Source organism: Bradyrhizobium sp. T-12, assembly GCF_058314695.1.
The window spans coordinates 2,774,935-2,797,743 of sequence record NZ_CM177756.1 but is presented as its reverse complement, the minus strand read 5'-3'; the positions used below and the strand labels follow the sequence as shown (position 1 = coordinate 2,797,743).

Here is a 22,809-nt window from a genome sequence, read left to right as displayed (position 1 = left end):
TCACGCCGGCACGGATTTCGCCTCGGGCCGCATCGCGCGTGGGGCGGACAGCTCGGGGCACATCATCCTCGGCTTCACGGGGCAGCGCGCGCTGATCCGGTCGCAGGCCACGAGCTTGCAGAGCTGCGCCATGTCGCGCACCACCACGTTCGAGGCGCGCACATCGACACCCACCATGCGCAGCTTGGCAAACACCCGCGAGAGCGACTCCGGCTTCAGGCCGAGCCTGCCGGCGATCAGCGATTTGTCGTATGGCAGCGTGATGGTGCATGGCCCCCTGGTACGCGGCGCGAGCGAGGCGAGAAACTCGGCCACCCTCTGCGTGGCGCTCTGCGCCATCAATTGCTCGATCTGCTGAACCATTCGATGCAGATGTTGCGACGTCGACGCGATCATCGCGATCGCGACGTCAGGCATCTGGCGAATGCAGGCGATGACGTGGTCGGCCGGAATGACCATCACACGGGCCGCAGTGACGGCGCTGGCGGTAGCTGGATAGCGGCCGGCCGTGAATGTGACCGCCTCGGCCAAGCTCTCACCCCTGGTAAGTACGTTGAGGACGGCCTCGTCGCCGGCGGGGGTGACCCGGTACAGCTTGATCCAGCCATCCATGACGACAAAGAAGGCCTGGGCCGGCTCGCCCTGGCGAAACAGCGTATGACCCGGACGGAGGTTGAAGATGTTGGCGGGCCCCAGCAAGACCGCGAGCTCTTGCGGTTCGAGCCCGCTGAAGACGGGTATTTCCGCGGCGATCTCAAGATCAACCGGAGTGGGCGCCATCATCGTCTCATCCCTGATGCTTGATCTTGCTGCCTGACTATTGATCATCCATCGCGTCGTATTTTGAGCTGGATCAATTCACCGAAGGGTCGTCTCGCCCGGCGCTCCATCAAGAGAACGGTCGGCGCGTCGGAACAGCCGCGATGCGACAATCGACCTATTTTCCTCCAAAGCTCTTTGTGGAAGCGCAAACTCCGGCGCGTTCGCAGCGTCGGGTCCTGAAGTCCCACACAGGAGAAACGAGGTCCGGCACGCTATGCATGATCGCCGATGAGCCGCCGCGACGTCCTCGAAAAGACATGCAGCAGCAGTGCGACAACAGATGTCGCCGCAAGAACGACCGTAAGTCCTTGAACCGGATCGCTGGAGAGGACTGCCGCAAGCGAGGCACCACAAGCTGCGCCCGCCATTTGCGAACAGCCGAATAACGCCGCCGCCTGGCCGGCCCTGTCGCCGAATGGCGACAGGGCCGCTGCGCTCGAAAGCGGGCTCGCAATGCCGACCCCGAATAGGAAAACCGGAACGATCATCAGAAATGAACCCAGCGCGACCTCGTCGACCAGTATCAGCCCCAGCAGCGCAACCGCTGCAACGGCGGCCAGAGCAAGACCGGCCGACGTCGCAGCTTGGCGGCTGAACCGGGCCGACAGCCTTGGTGCCAGCAGGCCGGCGCCGAACACGATGAAGACGACGCCCGCAAACAACCAGCCGAGAGCGATCGGCGACAGACCGAATCCCTCGAGAAGCACCCGCGGCGCGCTCGACAGGACTGCGTACAAGCCGGCCATGAGAAGGCCTGCGGTCCTTGCGGGCACGCTGAAGCCTGGGTCTCGAAGCAAGCCGAGATAGCAGCGGATGATCTCGAGCGGATGGCGCGGGCCGCCGACCACCTCCAGGGTTTCCCCGACGAAGGTCACATACGCCGCTCCTGCGCCGACGGCGATGGCCGCGACAAGGACGAACGCAAAGCGCCAGCCGAGGAGAAGATCGATCGCGCCGCCGAGGAGCGGTGAAAAACCCGGGGCCGCCGCGGTGGCGATCGTGATCGACGCCATCACCCTGGTCAGCGCCTGGCCGTCGAACAGGTCCCGGGCGATCGCACGCGACAAGACGGCAACAGCGCAGACTCCGGCCGCCTGAACCGATCGGCCGACCAGCAGGTTCAGGAAATCCCCCGCCAACGCGCACCATGCCGTCCCGAGCACGAAGATGCAGAGCCCGACAACGATCGGACCCTTTCGCCCGAGCCTGTCCGACAACGGACCGACGATGAGCTGCCCTCCGGCGAAGACGACCAGAAACACTGTTATGCTCGACGTCACGGCCGCGCTGGACACGCCGAGATCGACCGCGATCGCCGGCAGGGAGGGGAGGAAGATATTGGTCGACAGGAGCCCCATCGCCGCAAAGGCACAGATCACTGCTCTTGCAGCGATCCCAGTCCGTTGCTCGGGCTTTTCGGCAGCAGCCTTGCCCGTGACGACGTCGCTGCTCATTGCTGTGCCCTCGCTGTATGACATGCAGGATTGCCGGCCTGACCGTCAGCAGCGCCGACCGGACGCGGGCAATTCTGAGCCGTCGCTTGCGGGCGTGTCGTCCTAGGAATGTACGAGGATTTCGGCGGGAGAGGCCTTCAACCCGCCAGCGGGGTTGCATACTCCGCCACGAGCCTGACGAGATCGGCCTGCCGCGCCGCGCCGGTCTTTTCGAACAGGCTGCTGACATGCGTCCTGATCGTCGTGTCGGCAACGCCGAACGCGTTGGCGATCTCCGGGACCCCACCGATCTCGACGACCGCAAGCAGAACGCGGAGCTCTGTCGGCGTCAGCTTGAAGGCGTTGCCGATCGTCTGCGACGCGAAGGGCATCGCAAGCGAGGCCTTACGAACGAACAGAGCGGCGACGGCGGTAGAGACGATGCCGGCGCGCCGGCGCGCACCTGATGTCAGGGGCAGCGCATGGGCAACATAGCGTTCGCCGTCGCTGTCCGTCAGCGGCATGGCGATGCCCCTGGTCCCGAGCGCGGCGTCGCCCTGTCCTGCGCCCGCGAAGACCTCTCGCAAGGCCCGGTCGACCTGCGTGTCACGCGCAACGAGCCGCCCGCCGACGGAGTTCAGAACTGCGCATGTGGCGAGAATCGCGTTGCCGGCAGCATTCGCGTGAATAAGGCGCCCCGCCATATCGACCAGAAACATGCCGGCATCGAGCCCGTCGAGCGTATCGACGAACGTCGCGACTTCCGCCGCCCTGAACTCGAACATCCTGCCGATCAATACCGAACGCCGGATATGCGGCGCGATCAGCTTCATCTGCCGCCGCGCATGCTCGTCGGCGATGCCGTGTGCCTGATGACGAAAGACGCCGAATATCGCCGCGCTGATCGTGGTTCTGTCGACGACTGCGCTGAGAAAGTCGACCAGGCCCTGAGGTTCGGCCCACTGACGATAGAAGCCGGTCCGGGTGAGCTCATCGAGCGGGATCATATCTGCGGTCGCAACCGGCTCCTCGAGGTCACCTTGAAAATGCGCAGCGGCAGCCGGATAGATCTCGCGAAACAGCTCCACCGGCAGCGGCCTTTGAAATCCGAAGCTATGGGGGATGGTCGCGTGCTGGACGCCGACATCCTTGCAGAACAGCCCGCCGCCGGTGCCGCCGACAAACCGGGCGGTTCTTGCGATGGCCTCCTCCCACCGGGAAGGATCGATCGCGGCGTCGTAGACGATGCCGATCAGATCGCCGAACTCTCGCGGATCACCGGAATTGACTGGCACGGACAATGTCTGGACCGATCGCAGGTTTCGCGCACGTTTCAGGGGAGCCGGCGCATCTTTGGAGCCTTCCAACCCGATCATCGTCCGCTTCTTTCATGTCAAACCGCCCGCTCACACTCACTTGGCGCAGGCGCTCAGTCATCCTCCGTTCGGAGGATGACCGTCGCGAGGAGGCCGCGAGCAGGCCGTCAACGAGCGACGGTCTCCGCAACTATCACCGCCGGAGCCACTCCGCCTCCTGCAAACCTAGGAGGTCGCAGCCGTGCACCTCGCGCTCAAGCAGATGTGAGGGCTCATCGCGCGGCGCTTCGTCGAACGCCTGGAGGGCGTCACCGCCGCCCCTCTGGGCGATGACGGAACCGTTTCAGAACGACACGCGAAGGCCACCCCTTGCCGTGCCGATCCGGCTCTGGTCCGACATGGCGGCGCCTTCCACGGCGCCGAACAGCGTGACGCCCCTGGCCGTGCGATAATCGAAGCCGGCGCCGAACACCGCGCCCACCGTGTTGGCCTGGCCGGGTGTTACGAACGACAGGCCCTGCCCGATCAGCACCGTGTTGAGCGTCGTGCCGCCGACACGCTGCTGCGCGATGACGCCGCCGTGCACGCTGGTCTTCAGGGTGTGGCCGCCGCCAAAGAAGCTCATGGTACGCGACAGTTCGAGCTCGCCGCGCTCCTCGAAGTTCTGCAGCGTGCGGCTGCCGACCGCCAGGCCCTGGGCCGAGCCCGCTTCAGCATAGCCGTCGAAGAAGCCCGCGACGTAGCGCACGCGCGCCGTCGGCGTCAGCAGGTAGCCGTCGCCGATCTGATAGCGCCGGCCATAGGCGAGTTCCGGACTGATGTACCAGCCGTCATACGTCGCCCGCGCCGTCTCCACGGCGCCGTTGTTCAGCACCAGCCGGCTGGACCTGTTGGAGGAGCCGCCGCCCTGCACGGTGAAATCGAAGAACTGCGCGGCCCATTCGAAGCGGCTGTAGACGCCCGCGAATACATAATCCGTGTCGACGCGCTGCGAGCCGAGATCGACCGACAGCGCTCCCGAGCCGCCGCCCAGGAAGGCGCCGACCAGCCAGTCCGGCCGTATCCTTCGGTCAAGGCCGACCGCGGCGCTCCAGGCCGTGTTGGTGGCGCGCAGCGTGGCCGCCGTCTCGTCCTGGGTGCGCCGGCCGCCGAAACTGTTGGCCCACACCGTGATCGGCGCCGCATCGCTCCAGCCGCCGGCGCCGGGCGCCTTGACGAAGCCGCCGGCATGGCTGCTGTCAGGCGCATAGGCCATCGCCATCATCGCGCCGTTCGCAGATGGCTGCACGCCGCCGAGACGGCCCTGCACCAGCGACGACACGCCGCCGGTGAAATCCATCAACGCGCGATCAGCGAGCGCCAGCGCGGTCGGATCGAGCGTGGCGAGCGTTGTTCCGGTCGCGACCGCTAAATTACTGTTGGCGTTGGAAAAGCTGGTGTTGAGCACACCGGTGAAGTTGACGAAGGACGGCAGCTCCACCGCTGTCAGCGACGAGACCCGTGTCTTGGGCGCGGCGACGAGGACGTTGACGACGTCATCGCCAAGCCCCATGTCGACCACGCCGACGATGTGCGAGCCCGGCCGCAGCGTCAGCGTGTCGGCGGCCGAGCTCAACTTGATGGCTGTGCCGCCGGTGCCGATGACGGTGCCGGAATTGTCGATGCTCGTGCCGTTGGCCGGATTGCCCGCCTCGACGCCGATATTGCCCGAGATCGTGCCGGAATTGGCGAGGTTCAGCGTTCCCGCCGCTATGCCCCACTGGCCTCCCAGGATTGACCCGGTATTCACGATCCTTGCATTGGCGCCTGAAATGACCGCTTCGCCGCTCGACATCGTGCCCGAATTGAATAGGTCGACATTGATTGCGCTGATCGCCCGGTTTCTCCCCGATATGGTTCCTGACGTGCTCACGCTGACATCGTTTGCCGAGAGTGTGATGTCACCGGACTCGATGGTCCCGGAATTCGTGACGTCGAGCCTCCCGGTTGGGACGCCAGCACCGTTGAAGACGGCAAGTCCGAATTCGCCGCCCGAGATGAGGCCGCTGTTGTGGACGGTTGCGCTGGTCGAAGCGCCAATCGCAGTCAGCACGCCGGCGATGGTGCCTGTGTTGGCGACGTTGACGACGCCACCGATAATTCCATCCTGTTGAGCTGAGATCCTCCCCGCGTTGGAGAGGGTGACGGTCTCGGCGAGAACGCCGATACCGCCAGAGATGGTTCCATCCGCCGTGTTGTTGACCGTGGCGGCGACGGCGGCAATGCCGGCACCGATGCTACCTCCAGCGATGGCGCCCGCATTATCGACGCTGACGTTTCCGGCCTGAATTCCGACCAAACTCGATATGCGACCGAAGTTGTGTATGATCGCGGTGCCAGTGTTGCCTGCCTTGATTCCAAAGAAGCCGCCGGTGATGACCCCATCGGCCCCGTTGGTCACGTCGACGAACGCATTGGCTTCGATTGCGGCACCGCTCGGGTCCAGCACCGAGATGGTGCCGGAGTTATCCAACCTGACAATGTCCTGGAATTGCAGACCAGCGAGAACTCCCGTCACGGAAGCGCCTGACACGATGTTGATGGTGTTGCCGGTATCGGTGGCGGACCCATAGCCGACAGTCCCGTTCTGGTTATTCGTCACGCCGGTACAGGTGGCGATCGCATGGTCGACCGGCGAGACCGGGTCGCAGGCTGCGGCGGCGCGGTCCGTAGAGGCGACTATCGCGATCAGGGGCAGCAGGCGGACAAGGCGGCGGCGCAGCAGATCATGAGGTTGGACCAAACGCGGCATTTCCAGCTCCAGAGTGACTCGATTCCGTGTTGCCCATTCACGTACCGGTCGCGCACGACGTCCGCGTCCTGCAAACCTAGGAGACTGCTGCCCGCGATCCCTCCATTCTCGCGTGGTGAGATATTTTCGCCACGTCGCTGGTCGCATTGCGACCGTGGCCGATTCAGCTTCTCTCGCGCACGAAGACGTAAGTGGCGGAGTATGGGGCGACGAGCGAGGTGCCGGTTGCTTCGCAGGGGCCTTGCACGGCACCACCATGGGTGTCGATCCGCTGCACGGTCGTCACTTTCGAAAACACGCCCTCGCGCGCGTGCTGACGACGCTGAGCTTGAGCCAGGCGATGTCATTCGGCGTGGCGCCCGGAACGCTCGCGACGACCTTGCCGGTGATCGCGCTGCCGTCCACGTTCTCCCAGACCGGGCCCGCATAGTGACGACCGACCGTGGTGCCGTCCGAAATCAACGTCGCGATCGGCTCGCGGAATGTCCAGATCAGCTTGCCGTCGCTGCCGGCCTTGCAGTCGTAGGTCTGCGCGCCCTCGGCCAGCAGGCTCGCGACAACCGTTCCGTCGGCGGCGATCTCCTTCGGAATCACGGACTTCGTCGCTCCGCCGCCGAACGTGACGACCGTGAGGATCAGCGACAATGTCGGGACGACGCTCTGCATGCCTGTCTCCTGCCTGGCGTTCAGCCGACCGTTCAGGTAGCAGTCGCGCGCGAGATCTGCCTCCTGCAAACCTAGGAGGCCAGCGCCGGCAATCCCGGGATGACGGACGCTGTCAATCGGCAAGTCAATCGACCCGCGCTCCCCAAAAACCTAGAACGCCCCGGCGATGGTGAGGCGGAACGTCAATGGCTCCACGGGATGCAGCACGTAATCCATCACGCCATTCTGGCAGACCGACATTGGCGCGGCGCCCGATGTGCAGAGGTTATAGAGCGTGTCGGTCTTGAGCAGCGACCCGTAGGCATAGGTGATCTGGCTGGCCTTCGTGTTGAACAGGTTGAGCACATCGAGCTGAAGACGCCAGCCATTGTCGATGCGATAGCCGAGGCGGCCGTTGAAGATGCTGGTCGCGGCGGAGCGGAATGCGTTGTCCTCCGTCAGAGGACTCGACGCCAGATAGCGCCAGCGCAAGGCGCCGAACCAGCCGGTTTTCTCTCCCAGCGTGACGCCGGCCGACGCCACCATCGCAGGCGCGTTCGGAACGGAGTTGCCGGGTGCATTGCCGATCTGCGCCTCGGGATAACCGGCGAGCGAGGCGTAGACCTCCGCCTGCTCGCTGTCATAGCCACGGAAGCGCGCATGGGTCATGGCGAGATCGACGTCGACATCGATCCATGACCGGGGCCGGTAGTGGTTGGTCCATTCAAAGCCGTAGCGGCGGCTGGCGCGGGTCGCCGCGGTGTCGCCGGCATCGCCGGAGAACAGGATCTCGGAATCCTGATCCAGAATGAAGAGGCTGAGCGAGGTGTCGAGGCCGGGAACGATCCTGCTGCGCACACCAACCTCTGCTCCCTTGGTCCGCACCAGGAGTGGCGATGGTGTCAGCCTCGTTGCGGGATCGCTGGGGTCTTCCGTCGTGGTCGCGCCGCGGGCGTCGTTGGAGTGCATGCCGTAGCCGGCACCGAGGAAGAATTCGGTCTGATGGAACGGGCCGACCACCATCCTGAATTTCGGGCTGCCGAGCGCCGCGTCCGCGCGGCCGGAATTGTTGGCATTGAACCGCGAGGTGACGTCGGCGGCATAATAGTCGCCGCGCCAGCCGACGCTGGTCCGCAGCCAATCGGTCCAGCGCACGGCATTCTCGGCGTAGACGCCGACGCTGCCCTCACCGGCCTTGTCACTGCGGATGTCGGCAAGGAAGCCGCGCCGGAAGGTGTTGCTGAGCGCGAGGTCGATCGCATCATAGCGCGATTGCAGGCCGAAGGTCGTTTGCATCGGCAGACCGGCAAGCGAGCCGTTCAGCGTGCGCGAGACGTTGGCACCCAGCATCAGGCGATCGTCATGCTGACGAAACTGATCGCCGAGCACGGGATCGCTGAGGAAATAGGTGAAGTTGTTGAAGAGATCGAGTTGGCTCTTCACCACATAGGCGTTGGCTTTCCAGGAGCCGAGATCGTCGCTCTGCGCGATGCGGCCCGAAAGCGCAAAACGGTTGGTGTTGCCGCCGTCGCTCGGATCTTCCGAGCCGAAGCGGTTGAGGAAGCCGGCCGAGATCGCGCGCTGCGGCACCTGATCGGTCGAATTCCATGCATTGGTGTAAGCCATGCCGGTGACGGCGACGCCGTCGGTCGCGGTGCCTTGGCTGTAGCGAACGAGGCCGCTGAGCTTGCGCACATTGTCCGGATTGTCCCACGGCCCGTTATAGCCGCCGATCTCGCCGGCCACGAGAAGCGCGCCGTCCCCGAGATTCGCGGAATCCATGCCGAGCAGGCGGCGATAACCGAAGCTGCCCACACTCACCTGTGCCAATCCCTTGGTGCGGTCGATCAGGCCGACATGGACACTGCCGACCGAGGCGAAATCGCCTTCATCGGCGAAGTACGGCCCCTTGCGCACATCCACGGCGGCGATGGTTTCCGGAATCAGCCAGTTGAGATCGGCATAGCCTTGGCCGTGCGCGTGGGTCCGCATGTTGACGGGGACGCCGTCGACGGTGATCGCAAGGTCGGTGCCATGGTCGAGATTATAGCCGCGCAAGAAATACTGGTTGGCTTTGCCCTCGCCGGAATGCTGCGTCACCATCAGGCCCGGCACGGCTTCGAGCGCTTCGCCCGGCCGCGTGAAAGGGCGGGCGTTGAGCTCTTCACCAGCGATTGTGATCTCGCTGGCCATGCCAGGCTGGCTCTTTGCACCGGAGGCAACGCTGCGCCCATCGGGGGTCTGCGCCGCCGCTGGATCGACGAAGATGCGGTGGCCCGCCGAAGGCGGCTTGGCGGTGCGGCGGGGTGCGACCGGCTTCCTGCGCGCCAAATCTTGGCCGCCACCGACCTCGATCGGCGGCAGCTCTCGTGAGGCGTTGCTGCTCTGCGCGAAGGCGCGGCCGTCATCCGCGAGCAGCACCACGGCCGAGAGTACCGTCAGCGCGCCGCCACGACAGGGCTCACGCCGCTTCGGTCGCATCGGCGCAGTCCAGAGCTTTCGTTGCGGCCTGCTGCCGACCGCCCTCGAAGATGCGACGATAGAGTAGGACCGAGACCAGCCAGGCGATCGCAAACAGCGCGATCACGGCGAAGCCGACATTGGCGAGCGACTCGTTGAGGCCGTCGACCAACGTCCACAGGCCCCCGGACAGGCCGAGCCGGTCCGCGGCCAAGCCGAGCGCCTCGATGCCGCCGATGAACAGCGCCACCGCCACGGAGGCGCCGGTGATCGTGAGGTTGTACCAGAGCTTGCGCAAGGGATCGACGAACGCCCATCGATAGGCGCTCACCATCAGCGCGGAATCGGCGGTGTCGACCAGCGCCATGCCCGCGGCGAACAGCGCCGGGAAGACCAGGACATCCGCCATCGACGCCCCGCGCGCGGCTTCGGTGGCGGAGATGCTGAGCAGGCCGATCTCGGTTGCCGTGTCGAAGCCGAGCCCGAACAGGAAGCCGAGCGGATACATGTGCCAGGGTTTTGTGACCAGCCGGAACAGCGGCCCGAGCAGCCGCGCGAGGAAACCGCGATTGGCGAGCAGCGTCTCGAGCCCTTCGGCGTCGTGAACGCCCTGCCCCCGCGCCGCGCGAAACGTCCGCCACAGGCCGATGAAGATGACGAGATTGATGGCTGCGATCACCAGCAGGAACAGCGCCGACACCGACGTGCCGATGAGACCGCCGATCTCCTTGAGCAGGCTGTCGCCACCAAGGCTCACCACGCCGAGCGCGAGCAATATGGTCGCAACCACCACCACGGTGGAATGACCGAGCGCAAAATACAGGCCGACGCTCTGCGGCGCGCCGCCCGTCTGCATCAACTTGCGCACGACGTTGTCGATGGCGGCGATGTGGTCGGCGTCGACGGCGTGGCGCAGGCCGAACACCCAGGCCAGCAGCGCCGTCGCCAGCACCGTCGGCCGGTCGCCGAACAGCGCGAAGGCCCAGGCCCAGGCGGCGATGTTGACGGCGATCAGCCCTCCGAACAGCACCAGCGTGCCCGGTTCGATCGCCCGCAAAGTCCGCCTCAAAGCCTGCTCCATCCACCCGATCCCGCAGTATGAGGTTTATCAAGACCCCTCATACTGGCAAGAGCAAGGGCCGCGCCATTTTTCGGCAGGCGGGCCGAAAAGCAGGCAGCGGCGGAAGTCACCCCGTTGATTCCATGGAGGCTTTTTCAGTCCGGCGCGTCACGGCGCCGGAACGGAATGCTGGCCTGCGTTTGACGCAAGCGCGTGCGCGACGATCACATGTCCACGGTCATCGACAGCAGATAGGTGCGCGGCGCTCCCAGAAAGAACGTACCGAACGAGGCCACGCTCGACCAGTAGCTCTCACCGGTCACGTTCTGGATGTTGGCGCGGAACACCGTCTTCCTGCCGTTGATCGCCGTTGTGTAGCGGGCGCCGAGATCGAGCCGCGTCCACTCCGGAATCGGCTGCTTGTTCGCGGAGTCGACGAACTGCCTGCCCGTGTAGATGACGGCTCCGTTCAACGTGAGGTCTCGCATCCACGGCAGATCCCATTCCGCGCCGATATTGGCCTGGACGTTCGGAACACCGATCGGCGTGTTGCCGACATTCGTCGCGACCGCGGTCTTCGTCAGGGTACCGTCCAGCAACGAGATGCCTCCGAGGACGCGGACGCCCTGCATGAGCTCGCCGTAGACGTTGAACTCGAGCCCACGGACTCGCTGTTCGGCGGTCGCCGCGAAGCGACCGGCGGACAGCTCGCCGCTCGCCTTCGAAATCTCGAAGGCGCTGAAGGTTGCTGCGATCCGGCCGAAATCCACCTTGATGCCGGCTTCGTACTGCTTGGCGACGTAGGGCTGCAGCACCTCGCCGAAATTGGACGCGGTCTGCGGCGCCACGTCGCCACGCGCGAGGCCTTCGACATAGTTCGCGTACAGGGAGACATTCTCCACGGGCTTGACGACGAGGCCGACCACCGGCGTAACGGCGCTCCTGTCATAGGACGACGCCAGCGTGCCGACATTGGAGGCATAGTTGTTCGTCTCGATGCCCTGGCGCCGGACACCCAGGGTCAACAGGATGCGCTCGTCGAGCACGGACATGGTGTCGGCAATCGAAAGCCCCGTGAGCTGGCTGTCAGAGAGCCGGGGCCGGTCGCTGATCTCATTGGCGAACTGGGTTGGCGCGACGGTGGGATTGTAGATGTTCGACGAGACCAGAGTGCCATTGGTCAGCCGCCGGTACAGCGCATCATGATAGACCGAGGCCTGGAATGCGAGAGCATGATGGACGAAGCCGGTATCAAAGCGGGCGCGAAGGCCGCCATCATAGGTGGTTCGATCGATACTCAGGCCGAAGTACTGAGGCGTCGAGGTCGTATTGCCGCTCCCGCTGACAATGGTTGGAAGACCGAAGAACCGCTCGACATTCGTCCTGGAGCCGCCGACATCCGCAAACAGCGTGACCTGGTCGCTGACGTCGTACTCGGTCCGCAGCAGGGCCGATTGATCGTTGATGCGCGACCATTCCCAGGGCTGGGTCACGTTCAACCGGCCATCCGGCGCCTTCGGCACCTGCAGGCCGGAAGGAATCAGAAAGGGCCGCGACGGCGCATCGAACCGGTCGGTCTGCGCGATCAGATAGAGCCAGGACCTGAACCGTTCCCCTCGATAGTCGAGGGCGAGTGATCCGACACCTGTCGTCTCGGATTGGCGGTTGATGGGCGTATCACCGTCGCGGAGGCTCCCGCTGGCGCGTACGCCCCACTCCTTGCCGTCGCCATAACGACGCGCAACATCCCAGTGCCCGCCGAAGCGGGCCGTCGAGCCGTAGCTTGCGGTCAAGCGGGTCAAGTCCTCGTCCGCGCGCTTGGGCACGACATTGATGACGCCGCCAACCCCGCCATTGGGCGCCATGCCGGAGAGCGCAGCGGAAGGACCTTTCAGCACCTCGATGCGCTCGACGTAGTCCGTGAAGATGCGATAGGTCGGCGCAATTCCGTAAAGACCCTCGAAGGCGAACTCACCGTTGTTGCCTTCGTTGACCGGAAACCCGCGAATGTTGAAGGAGTCCACCACGCCGCCCGTGGGATGAGAGCTTCGCACGGACGGATCGAGGATGAGGGCATCCGCACCCGTCGCCGCCTGCTGATCCCGAATGAACTTGTCGGTGTAGCTCGTCACGCTGAATGGCGACTTCATGGTGCCGGTGTTTCCGAGCAGTCCCAGCCGCGCGCCTTGCGCGACCTGACCGCCGGCGAAGGCGGGAACGACACCGGGCTGCGATGGCACTGCGACCGTTGGGGCTTGCGGAGCGCGCCGCGACGTCGATCGGACCGGAGCGTTGTTTCGCCTGGTCGGCGCGCGGCGGGCCGATTGTTTGACCGGGGCTTCGACAGTTACCGGTGGAAGGGAGGAGCTGCCGCCTTGCGATGTCTGGGATCGAGCAGGCAATTCAAACCACGTGAGCAACGCTACTCCACCCAGCAGCGCCACGCCGAAGCGCGCTACCGTCTCAACTCCACCCGCACGCCGCATTCCAGAAAGCCCCTCATCGATAGCCCTCTCTAGAAAGGCGCCGTGATGACGGCAACGAAAATGCGTGCGCGACGACTTAGAATGTCTCGATCATCAATGACTGCAGTGGACAGCGCATCTGGAACGATTCCAAAGGACGCTTCTCAGTCGCGCAGAATGACGCAGCGCGCTTGGATCTGCGACAGCACGTCACTTGCAAATGCCGCGCTAAGTTTTGGAGCGTGATCTCAGTCGCGCTTCAGCCCGATCGCCTTGACGATGGGAGCAAGGCGAGCCAGCTCGTCTTCGACCAGGCGCTGAAACCTGTCGGGACCTGAATCGACGTCCGGCTCCAGCCCCTGTGAGCGATAGCTTTCCTGCAATTTTGGATCGGCCATCGCCGTGCGCGTCGCCGCAGCGATCCGCTCCACGATCGTATCCGGCGTTGCTTTTGGAGCGAACAAGCCAAACCAGCCGGCATATCTGAGGTCCGGCATGCCCTGCTCGATCACCGTCGGAATATCAGGCGCGCCGTTCAACCGCCGATCGCTCGTCACGGCGATCAGCCGCAGCTTGCCAGCAAAGTGCAATTGCAGGATCTGGCTGGAGACCACCGCGATCACCGAAGATATCTGGCCGCTCACCAGGTCGTTGGTCGCAGGCCCCATGCCGCGATAGGGGACGTGGATGAAATCCGCTGCGAGGCCGGACTGCATCCTCAACATCTCCCCGACGAGGTGATTGCCGGTGCCGACGCCCGGAGTGCCATAGGACAGCTTGCCCGGATTGGCCCTGGCAAAGATGATCAGCTCCCGCAGATCCTTGACCGGCAAGGCAGGATGAACCGAGAATGCGAGCGTGCTGGTGATCAGGCGGTAGATGGCACGGAAATCACGAATCCCGTCATAGGCCGGCTGCGCCGAGGACAACGGAATCATCACTTGCGTGCTGCCGTTGCCGAGCAGCAGCGAATAGCCGTCCGGCGCGCTCTGCGCCACCGCGGCTGATCCGATCGCGCCGCCGGCGCCGCCGATATTCTCGACATAGACCGGCCCCAGCAGCGGAGCAATCCTGTCGGCCCAGGGACGGCCGATCTGATCGCCCGCGGCGCCGGCCGTATAGGGAATGACCAGCCTGATGGGCCGCGAGGGGTAATCGTCAGCGGCTGCGGCGCCGGGCCAGGCGGCCAGCGTCGCGATCTGTGTCGCCGTATTGAGCAATTCTCGTCGTGAGAGGGACATCGTCGACGTGTTCTGGACCGTACGGGACCATCTTGCATGATCGAGGAGATCGCGATCGGTGGATTAAGGGTTTGGTAACGATACGAACGCGGTTGAACACATTAATGCAAATCCCAGGCCGCTGGTGTCTAGCCCGTAACGAGCCTGCTATAAAGCCCAGCTACGGCTCGATCGATCGTCGCGAATTGTCCGGTTTCCCTGATTGCACATGAACAAGCCCAGCAACGATTTCGACATTGTCATCGAGCAGTCGTTCGACTTTTTGTCCGAGGACTACGCCGAGCTGTTCGATCGCTCGGCGGCGACCGCGTTCCAGCATCCAATCTGGCTGCACAGCCTTTATGCCCGGCTTGCTGCGAATGCCGGAGCAACACCTCTGGTCGTCGTCGTCCGTGACCGCACGACGGGAACGCTTGCGATGGTGCTGCCCCTGCTCCGGCTACGACGCGGTCCGATCCGAACCGTCGAGTTCGCCGACCTGCGTGTCTCCGACTATCTGGCCCCGGTCTGCAGCCCGGACGTGTTTGCGCGGCTGCTCGACGACGCCGATGCATGCGCGGAGATCAGGCGCCTCGTTCGTCCGTTCGATCTGCTTCGCATGACCAAGCTGCCCGACGGGCGGCTTCCGATCGAAAATCTCCTCGGGGCCTCCCGCCGCGTCTCGATGGAGACCAATGCCTACGCGACGGTTCTCGTCGCGCCGTTCGAGCAATGGCGTGCCAGCGCGATCGACCGCTCCTATCAGAAGGAGCTCGCAAAGAAATCTCGCCAGCTCCAGAAGAAGGGCGCGCTGAGCTTTGCTTGCTGCGACGACAACGCTTCCGTGCTCGAGGCACTGGAGGTGATGAAGAAGTTTCGCGGCCCGCGCTTTCAGGCGCAGGGCGACGGCGACCTGCTGCAGCGTCCCGAATATTTCGGCTTCTACTCCGACGTGGCCCTGCGTGGTCTCGGCGGCTTCGTGCGCCTCTACGCCATGAAGATGGACGGCGAAGTGATTGCGGCCGTGCTCGGACTATGCCATCGCGACAGCTTCCTCATCATCATGAGCGCCTTCGACATCGCCGGATACAAGAGCCAGTCCCTGGGCGCGCTGATGTTCGAGCAGGTGGCACGCGATTGTATCGAGCGCGGCGATCAGATGCTCGATTTCACCATTGGAGACGAGCCCTACAAGAAATTGTTCGGCGGACAGCCGTCGCCGATGTGGGCGGTCACGCAGGCCGGCAGCGCAATGGGCGCCGTCGCCCTGTTCGCGCTGAACCAGGCGCCCTGGCTCAAGCTCGCGGCCAAGCGGCTATCGGATTTGCGGCTCCTGCCCGCCCGCACGCCGACGCCGACGCGTTGACCGACAGCAGGCGAAAGAAGCGCAGGCCTCAGGCGCGCAGCGCGCCGCGAACGCGGCCGATCCAGCCCGGATGCATCTGATCGACACGGTGCGCCAGGCTGCGCCGCAGGAAGTGCAAGCGGCGCCGGACGTCCCAGCCGATATCGTCGCGGGACGTCAGCGCCTGGCGGAAGCGCGCCATTTTCAGGGACTGCTGATCCGCCGCGATCTTGTCGCGATCGGAATAGAATTGCGCAATCTTTTCCTGGCCCATGCCTGATGTCGCGAGCCATCCCGGCGCATATTCAGTGCAGAGACGATCGACGTCCACCAAGAGGCGCGCGACACCGGTGCCGGCGGCGGGGCAATTGGTCTGGAACGCATCGCCGATCAGCACGATTCCGGGCTGCAGATGTCCTTCGACGACGGTCAGGTCCATCACCCAGTTCTGGACCCGGTCGATGACGCGGAAATCGCCGAGATAGAGCCGCAAGCCCGGCAGCAGGCGCAAAACGGTCGCCTCCGGCTCGCGACGCAGCTCGCGCATGATCGGGTCGGTCGGGTCGCGGAACATGAAGAGATTGGCCCGCATCCCGGAGCGGACGGGAAACAGGCTGAGATAGTCGATGCCATCCGCCGTGCGCTCGCCATAGCAGGTCAGCGCCTCGAAATCGAATGGGCGGCCGTCCTGGCGGGCAATCGTAAAGCCGAACGAGACCGAGTGGCGCTCGGCCAGCACGCGCCGCTTGATGCCGAGCTTGTAGCCGAGCGCTCCCGCCATGCCCGTGGCGAGAACGACGAGGCGCGCGGTCACGTGCCGTCCGGAGGCCAGTTCGAGATGCTGGACGTCGTCGCCGCAGTTGATCGCGGCGACCTCGTCGACGATCAGGCTGGACGGATCGGGCATCTGGCTGCGCGCCATCGCCACGAGATCGGCATAGGGAAACCCGTAGGCCCGACCGACACTGACGTCGACCACCTTGCCTTCCCGGATATTGAGCACCTGATCATATCGACTGGCGACACTCTCGAGCGCATCGAGAAAGCCCAGCTTGCGCAGCATCGCCAATTGATGGCCGCCGATCTTTTCGACCCGGAATTCGTCCGGATAGACCGCCCGCTTGTCGATCAGGACGATGCGATGCCCTGCCCGCGCCAGCACGGCCGCCGCGAGCGATCCCGCAAGGCCGCCGCCGACGATCGCGATGTCCGCAGCGATCGGCTCGTTCACGGTTTTGTCCGCCGTCATGATCTGGGCTCCAACGGTCAACCAAAGTCGCACGTGCAATTCTCCGGCCTGATGTCGCATCACGCGGCCAAACGCGATCATTTCTCGATATCGAGGTTAACGGGCGGGAGGGCCGCTTATCCTGACAACAATCCGGCACACCTCTTGCTGGGAATTCCCCGTCAATTGCGGTTTCTGGCAGCCTGGCGGCCGATCCCGCGAGCCCTTCGCCATCCGACCGCTGATCTCGGCCTTCTCGGCCATCGTTGCGGCGATACGCCGTCAGACGGTCCGAGCCGGCCTTGCTTGATTTGGGACAACGGGAACGACGATGTTCCACAGTGAAGCAACCGACGTCACCGCGATATCGTCGCCGACGGCAGGATCCTGCATGTCGCCCATTAACACTCGTGTTTTTTCGGCATGCTAGCTTGTCGCCGGCGCCGTCTTCAGGAGAAAGCAGCTCCCTAAACTTCCATGATCGAATCCATCCTCCAGCTTCTGCGGCGTGACGTCACGCGCGGTGTCGTCGGGACCATCCTCCTCAAGGTTGGCAGCGGCGCGCTCGCGTTTGCGTTGTTCTCGCTGGCGGCACGAACGATGTCGCCAGATGGCTTCGGCATCTTTGCGACCTGGCTTTCGGTTGCCCAGATCGCCGCCGTCGTGGGACTGGTCGGCCAGGAATCCTTGCTGGTGCGCTTCCTGAACGAGTATCAGGTCGGCGACAGGCCGGATCTCACCAAAGGCGTCCTGCTGTCCAGCTTCAAGATCACCTCGATCGCCATGCTGATCGTGATCGCGGGGATTGCCATCGCGGCCAACATGAGAGGCGACTGGTGGGTGCTGATCCTCGCAGTGTCCGCGTACACGGCCGTGAACGCCGGCGTGATGCTTGGCAGCCAGATCGCACGCTCGCTGGTCAGCATTCTCATGGGCGAAGGTAATCGCGAGTTCTTCTGGCGGGTCATCGTCGTCCTGTTCCTGCTCGTCATGCTGGTCGGTCATCGGCAGCTCGATCCCGCCGAGCTGATCGCGGTGATGACGATTGCCATGTCGGTCGGGCTGGCTGCGCAGATCATTTCGATTGCGCGCGTTCTGCCGAATTTGCGCGGCACGGCGGCGGGCTCCGAAACATCCCGCTGGCGATCGAGCGCCCTGCACTTCTGGCTCGCGTCCATCCTCGAGGTCGCAAACCAGTATTTCGACGTCATCCTGGTCTACTGGATGCTGGATCCGGCGACGGCCGGTATCTACTTCGCCGCCTCGCGCCTCGCCAACATCTTCGCCATGGTGTCCGCGGCGCTGTACACATTCGGCGCGCGCCGGCTTCCCTCGCTGTATTTCAGCAAGAATCATCGGGAGTTCGAGCGAACCTTGCGGTTGATGGCGGAAGTGACCGCGCTTTGCGTGGCCGCCGGGCTCGCCACGATCTGGATCGGCGGCCCCTATCTCCTCAACCTGTTCGGACCTCATTTCACCGAACAGCATTCGGTCCTGATCGTCCTCGCCATCGGAACGGCCATCCAGGCTGCAGGCGGCCCGTCGGCTGCGATCCTGCAGCTGACCGGCCATGAACGAATCTACGTTCCCGTCGTTGCGGCCAACGTCGCGCTACGCCTTGCGGGATTTCTCGTTCTCATCCCCTGGCTCGGTGTGCTTGGTGCTGCGATTTCCGCCACGGTTTCGCTGGCGCTCGCGACCATTGCCCTGAACGTGCTCTGTCGCCGCCGGACGGGAGTGGATCCTTCAATTCTCGTGCTTCTGCGCTTCAGCGCATTCAAGCGCGGCAATTATGCGGTCCGCGGCGCCGACTCCGGTGAGTAGGTCGGGTTCACGCGCCGGCGGCGTGCAAGATCGATTGGTTAACAGGCTTGCTGCGCAGTGTTCTGGAACCCGTGAAATGGCTGCGCCAACGATGGCGATGGCAGGGCCTTGCATTAACTCCGTTTGTTTCTAGTCGGTGTCCACGCGGTGCCCGCATGATAGGTACGGAGTTAAGAAGGTGAAGATTTCGTTTCTCTAGCGGGTCGGGATCCGTGCTGCACTATCAGCCAAACAAGGAATTGGGCGAGACGACCGCGGCAGCACCAGCGCAGTCGAACGGCAGCGGACGAAAGCTGCACGTGCTTCTCGCGCAAACCCAGGCCGAGAACGCCGGCGCGCAGGAGATCTCCAGGCTGCTCGGCGCCGGGCTGACCGCGCGCGGCTACCGCGTCACCAATCTCTTCTTCTTCCGCAAATCGGAGTCCTTCGATGAGCCGCCCGATACGCTCTATTGCGCGCCGAGCCGGCCGGGCAATCCATTGGCGCTGCTGCGGATGCTGTGGACGCTCGCCCGTCATATCAGGACGGTCAGGCCCGACGCCGTTCTGACGTTCCAGCATTTCGGCAACGTCATCGGCGCCGGCATCGCGCGCCTCGTCAGCCGAGCACCTGTCGTCGCCAATCAGGTTTCATCTGCGCTCGCGATGAGCCGGCCGGTCCGCACCGCCGACATCGTCATGGGCAGCCTCGGCTTCTTCGACCGCATCACGCTCAATTCGAAGGACATGGAGCGCGAATATTCGCGCTACCCCGCGGCCTACCGTTCGCGCATGGTGCATGTGCCGCACGGCTTCGACGACAAGGCGCTCACGCTGTCGAAGGACGCGGCCCGGCAGAAATTCGATCTGCCGACCGATCGCGTCCTGCTCGGCTGCGCAGCGCGGCTGCATCCGCACAAGCGGCTCGACATGGCGATACGTCTGCTGCCGGATCAACCGTCCTGGCATCTCGCGCTCGCCGGCCAGGGCGCCGACCAGACGCGGCTGAGGCGGCTGGCTGACGAATTGAAGGTGTCGGACAGGCTGCATCTGCTCGGAGAAATTCCCCCGAGCCGGATGGCGGAGTTTCTCGCCTGCCTGGACGTGTTCGTGTTCCCGACGCAGGCCGAGACTTTCGGCCTGGCTGCGGTCGAGGCCGCGAATGCCGGTGTTCCCTCCGTCGTGACCGATCTTCCCGTCCTGCGCGAAGTGCTATCCTACGAAGGCAGACCGACCGCGCTCTTCGTCGATGCCTCCGATCATGCGAAGCTCTCGGCAGCCGTCTCGACGCTGCTGACGGACCAGCATTTGAGCGACGAGCTGCGACAAAACGCCAAAGGCCTGAGGTTGCGCTATTCGGTAGATGCCATGGTGGAGGAATACGTTCGAATTCTCGACCAGGTCATTTGACCGGACGATTGGAAGTGATGGGCTCGACATGATTATCGAGTTTCGCTGTGAACGTGAATACGCGCGGCGATGGATGGGCCGCGCGACGCTGTCGGTCGACGGCCGGGATGTTCCGGTTCAAATCGCCTGGGCGGCAACGGCCGAGCCGCGGCCCGCAGGTCTCGACGCCCTGTTCGAGCTCGAACGTTTGGTGTTGCACAAGGGCAAGCCCAGCGGCGCCAACAGGCTCGACGCCATTCCGGAGCGGACGCTGGCTCATGCCGGGAGCGCCGACGTGGTCGTCGATTTCACCGGCGGCGCGCGCGATCCGAACAGCTCCGCCCAGCTGTATCTCCGTCCGCTGTTCAATGGCGTTGCCGGCGAGAACGCCGCGCTCGCCGCCATTCTGGCCGGCGACCTGCCGGTGATCGACATCGTCAACGAGATCGACGGCTCAGTCCTCGATCGCGGCCATCCATCCGGTGAAATTGCCGCAGGGCTCAGCGGCGCTCTCGAAACCGTCATGGCGCGAACCCTGACCATGGTGGCGGCGATCCTGTCGGGAAGGCCGCGGATTGTGCCGGAGCTGGCGCGCCGCGCCGGACATGGTTCGGGCCGTGGCCCCGCTGGCTACGTCATACGTGGCCTTGCCGTCTCAATTGCCAAGGAGATCTATCGCCTCTGCTGCTATGCCCCGCATTGGCATGTCGGCTGGCGCTTCAACGACGGCGCAGGGGTCTGGCAGACCGGCGATCTGTCCGGACCGGGCTGGAACGTCCTTCCCGATCCAGGGCATCGCTTCTACGCGGACCCGTTTCCGATCAATTGGCAGGGGCGAACATTCGTCTTCTTCGAAGATCTCGACCACCGCGTCGGAAAAGGCATCATCTCGGCGATCGAGTTCAACGACGCCGGCCCGGTGGGAGAAGCCGTGCCGGTGCTGGAGGAGCCCTGGCATCTCTCCTATCCGTTTCTGATCGAAGACGGTGGCGCATTGTGGATGATCCCGGAGAGCTCGACCAACGGGGACGTCGCCCTCTACAAATGCGTCCGGTTCCCGGACAAATGGGAGCGGCACGCGACGCTGCTGTCAGGCCTCGAGCTGGCCGACGTCACGATCACGCGGCATAACGGCCTGCATTACCTGTTCGGCGCCTGGCGCGACGGAGCCGGCGGCTACTCGGATTCGCTGGCGATCTATCATGCCGATCACCTCCTGGGGCCCTGGCTGCCGCACGCCAGCAACCCGGTGCTGATCGACCGCGCGAGCACGCGGCCGGCGGGGAATTTCGTCACGATCAACGGCACATTGTGGCGCCCGGTGCAGAACTGCACCGACGGCTACGGCGCGGCACTCGCGCTGGCGGAAGTGGTCGAGTTGTCGCCGACCGCCTTCAGGCAGGTCGTGCGCCATTCGCTGAAGCCCGGACCGGCATGGCCCGGCAGGAAGCTCCACACCCTGAACCGTTGCGGCCGGCTCGAGGTGATCGACGGATCGCACGTCCAGCCCAAGACGAACGCTTTTGCCAGCAAGTCTCCGTCGAGTGTGTTGCCCGCGCGAACCAATCCTTCCGCCGCGCGCTGACGCAGATTAGATTTACGGCGTGTACTCATGAACGTTCGCTTCTAACGCAAAGCGGAAGTCCGCCACTTGAGGGTGACCGGCGGCTTGTGAGCCGTTGCGGACATATCGAAATCAAACCCAGACCGAAACGGCTGAGACGAGAAGCACTGCGGCTCGGCTAGGGGAGTCCTTTTGTCATCGTAAAGGGATTGAACCCACGTTCCGCGAGGGCTGCCCACGAAGCTGCGCCAAGATGTGACAATCGGAAATAGTTTCGCGGCTTGGTCGGGTCGGTGTCCAACACGAACCCCGTCGGTAACGCGCGGACACTCGTGGCATAGAACCCACCATCGGGCGACCTCTGGGATTCGATGACAGAGATCAACGATTCCGCCCTCTCGGTCTTGCCGAGCAATTTCATCAAGAGAGCCATTTGGCCCGTCCCTTCGGTCCACACACCATCCCGGTCTTCACCGTAAGAAAAGCCTCCGTCGACACTCATCCGCTGTTCAGCGGTCGTCATTGCCGTTGCAAATTTCCCGGCCGCTCCGTGAAGCGCTGTTAAAGGCCAGATCTGGGCATCCAGGGCCAAAATCGGATTATGCGTGACTCCGTCTTCAGCGGTCCCCGTGGCAAAACAGGCGCACCCCGGATCCCACATCGTATTTACGAAGTACTCGGCAACCGTTGCCTTATCGCGCCAGTGCGAGTCGCCTGTACGGATCGCAAGAAGGCCAAACGCGGCGGCGAGGTCAGTATTATGTTCAGTCGATTTCCACGTCCGCACTTCCGGCGTCGGTTCGTGCCCAAACGTACCACCCGTGAAGCCGCCAGTACCGCGCGTATCGGCCCATTGCGCGACCCAGGCGCCAAGCCGCGCTGCGCCATCGCGGAACCGAGAGCCGGTGTTTGCGCCATCGATCGACAGCAACGCCAACATGGCCCATGCCACGTTACCAACATCGCTGCCCACCTGATATCGATCCTCCAACCATTTGTTTTGAGTATTGTCCCACCACCCCGGAAGTTTGGCGGGGCCGTTCACCACCACACCCGCCGCGTAAGCGTTCCTGAGGCGACCATCATGCCAGGTGCGGTCGTTGTCGAGGGCCCAGAGAATTGCCGAGCCGATTCGAGACGCTTTGTCTCGCTCACCGCAACCGACCAACGCGATGGCGGCCACCGCATTGTCATAAAGGTATGCGGCGCCATGGAGAGGCCCCGATTCCACGGTCGGATAGCTGCGCAAAAACAACGGCCCTGGCGGTG

General features: G+C 64.2%; 16 protein-coding genes. 4 read left to right on the top strand and 12 right to left on the bottom strand.

Annotation, left to right across the window (positions count from 1 at the left end; translation table 11 throughout):
* The 10 genes from AC0WRY_RS13005 to AC0WRY_RS12960 form a co-directional block, all read right to left on the bottom strand.
* Window positions 1-783 (bottom strand): Crp/Fnr family transcriptional regulator, encoded by a 783-nt coding sequence (locus AC0WRY_RS13005; RefSeq protein ID WP_371746339.1) that lies wholly within the window; start codon window positions 781-783, stop codon window positions 1-3.
* Window positions 784-1,034: 251 nt separating this feature from the next.
* The gene (locus tag AC0WRY_RS13000; protein WP_491123192.1) at window positions 1,035-2,276 is read right to left on the bottom strand and encodes an MFS transporter; all 1,242 of its coding nucleotides are present in this window, start codon (window positions 2,274-2,276) and stop codon (window positions 1,035-1,037) included.
* A 137-nt stretch (window positions 2,277-2,413) separates the two neighbouring features.
* Complete coding sequence (locus AC0WRY_RS12995; protein ID WP_491123191.1) at window positions 2,414-3,550, bottom strand: helix-turn-helix transcriptional regulator; 1,137 nt, start codon at window positions 3,548-3,550, stop codon at window positions 2,414-2,416.
* Between the two features lie 364 nt (window positions 3,551-3,914).
* On the bottom strand, window positions 3,915-6,362 hold the full coding sequence (locus tag AC0WRY_RS12990) for an autotransporter family protein (RefSeq protein ID WP_491123190.1): 2,448 nt from the start codon (window positions 6,360-6,362) through the stop codon (window positions 3,915-3,917).
* 163 nt (window positions 6,363-6,525) lie between these two features.
* Window positions 6,526-6,639 (bottom strand): DUF3455 domain-containing protein, encoded by a 114-nt coding sequence (locus tag AC0WRY_RS12985; protein WP_491123468.1) that lies wholly within the window; start codon window positions 6,637-6,639, stop codon window positions 6,526-6,528.
* 5 nt (window positions 6,640-6,644) lie between these two features.
* On the bottom strand, window positions 6,645-7,028 hold the full coding sequence (locus AC0WRY_RS12980; protein ID WP_491123189.1) for a DUF3455 domain-containing protein: 384 nt from the start codon (window positions 7,026-7,028) through the stop codon (window positions 6,645-6,647).
* A gap of 150 nt (window positions 7,029-7,178) precedes the next feature.
* Window positions 7,179-9,488, bottom strand: a complete 2,310-nt coding sequence (locus tag AC0WRY_RS12975) for a TonB-dependent receptor (RefSeq protein WP_491123188.1) — start codon at window positions 9,486-9,488, stop codon at window positions 7,179-7,181.
* Window positions 9,469-10,548, bottom strand: coding sequence for a HoxN/HupN/NixA family nickel/cobalt transporter (locus tag AC0WRY_RS12970; protein WP_194407353.1), 1,080 nt, complete (start codon window positions 10,546-10,548; stop codon window positions 9,469-9,471). Before AC0WRY_RS12970 ends, AC0WRY_RS12975 begins: the two co-directional genes overlap by 20 nt.
* Window positions 10,549-10,751: 203 nt before the next feature.
* A complete protein-coding gene (locus tag AC0WRY_RS12965; RefSeq protein ID WP_491123187.1) occupies window positions 10,752-13,013 on the bottom strand; it encodes a TonB-dependent receptor in 2,262 nt (753 codons plus the stop codon).
* A gap of 227 nt (window positions 13,014-13,240) precedes the next feature.
* Entirely contained in the window at window positions 13,241-14,233 is a 993-nt protein-coding gene (locus AC0WRY_RS12960) for a Bug family tripartite tricarboxylate transporter substrate binding protein (RefSeq protein WP_194407351.1), read from the bottom strand.
* 208 nt (window positions 14,234-14,441) lie between these two features.
* Here AC0WRY_RS12960 and AC0WRY_RS12955 point away from each other — a divergent pair, with 208 nt between their 5' ends.
* Window positions 14,442-15,578: a GNAT family N-acetyltransferase gene (locus AC0WRY_RS12955; RefSeq protein WP_194407350.1), complete on the top strand. Its 1,137-nt coding sequence runs from the start codon at window positions 14,442-14,444 to the stop codon at window positions 15,576-15,578.
* A 28-nt stretch (window positions 15,579-15,606) separates the two neighbouring features.
* Here AC0WRY_RS12955 and AC0WRY_RS12950 read toward each other — a convergent pair whose 3' ends face one another.
* Window positions 15,607-16,806: an FAD-dependent oxidoreductase gene (locus AC0WRY_RS12950; RefSeq protein WP_491123186.1), complete on the bottom strand. Its 1,200-nt coding sequence runs from the start codon at window positions 16,804-16,806 to the stop codon at window positions 15,607-15,609.
* 456 nt (window positions 16,807-17,262) lie between these two features.
* Here AC0WRY_RS12950 and AC0WRY_RS12945 point away from each other — a divergent pair, with 456 nt between their 5' ends.
* The 3 genes from AC0WRY_RS12945 (at window position 17,263) to AC0WRY_RS12935 (ending at window position 21,561) form a co-directional block, all read left to right on the top strand.
* On the top strand, window positions 17,263-18,609 hold the full coding sequence (locus tag AC0WRY_RS12945) for a lipopolysaccharide biosynthesis protein (RefSeq protein ID WP_491123185.1): 1,347 nt from the start codon (window positions 17,263-17,265) through the stop codon (window positions 18,607-18,609).
* A gap of 212 nt (window positions 18,610-18,821) precedes the next feature.
* Window positions 18,822-19,997, top strand: a complete 1,176-nt coding sequence (locus AC0WRY_RS12940; RefSeq protein WP_194407347.1) for a glycosyltransferase family 4 protein — start codon at window positions 18,822-18,824, stop codon at window positions 19,995-19,997.
* A gap of 28 nt (window positions 19,998-20,025) precedes the next feature.
* Entirely contained in the window at window positions 20,026-21,561 is a 1,536-nt protein-coding gene (locus AC0WRY_RS12935) for a glucosamine inositolphosphorylceramide transferase family protein (protein WP_491123184.1), read from the top strand.
* Window positions 21,562-21,718: 157 nt separating this feature from the next.
* Here AC0WRY_RS12935 and AC0WRY_RS12930 read toward each other — a convergent pair whose 3' ends face one another.
* The gene (locus tag AC0WRY_RS12930) at window positions 21,719-22,723 is read right to left on the bottom strand and encodes a hypothetical protein (RefSeq protein WP_491123183.1); all 1,005 of its coding nucleotides are present in this window, start codon (window positions 22,721-22,723) and stop codon (window positions 21,719-21,721) included.
* Window positions 22,724-22,809 lie beyond the last annotated feature (86 nt).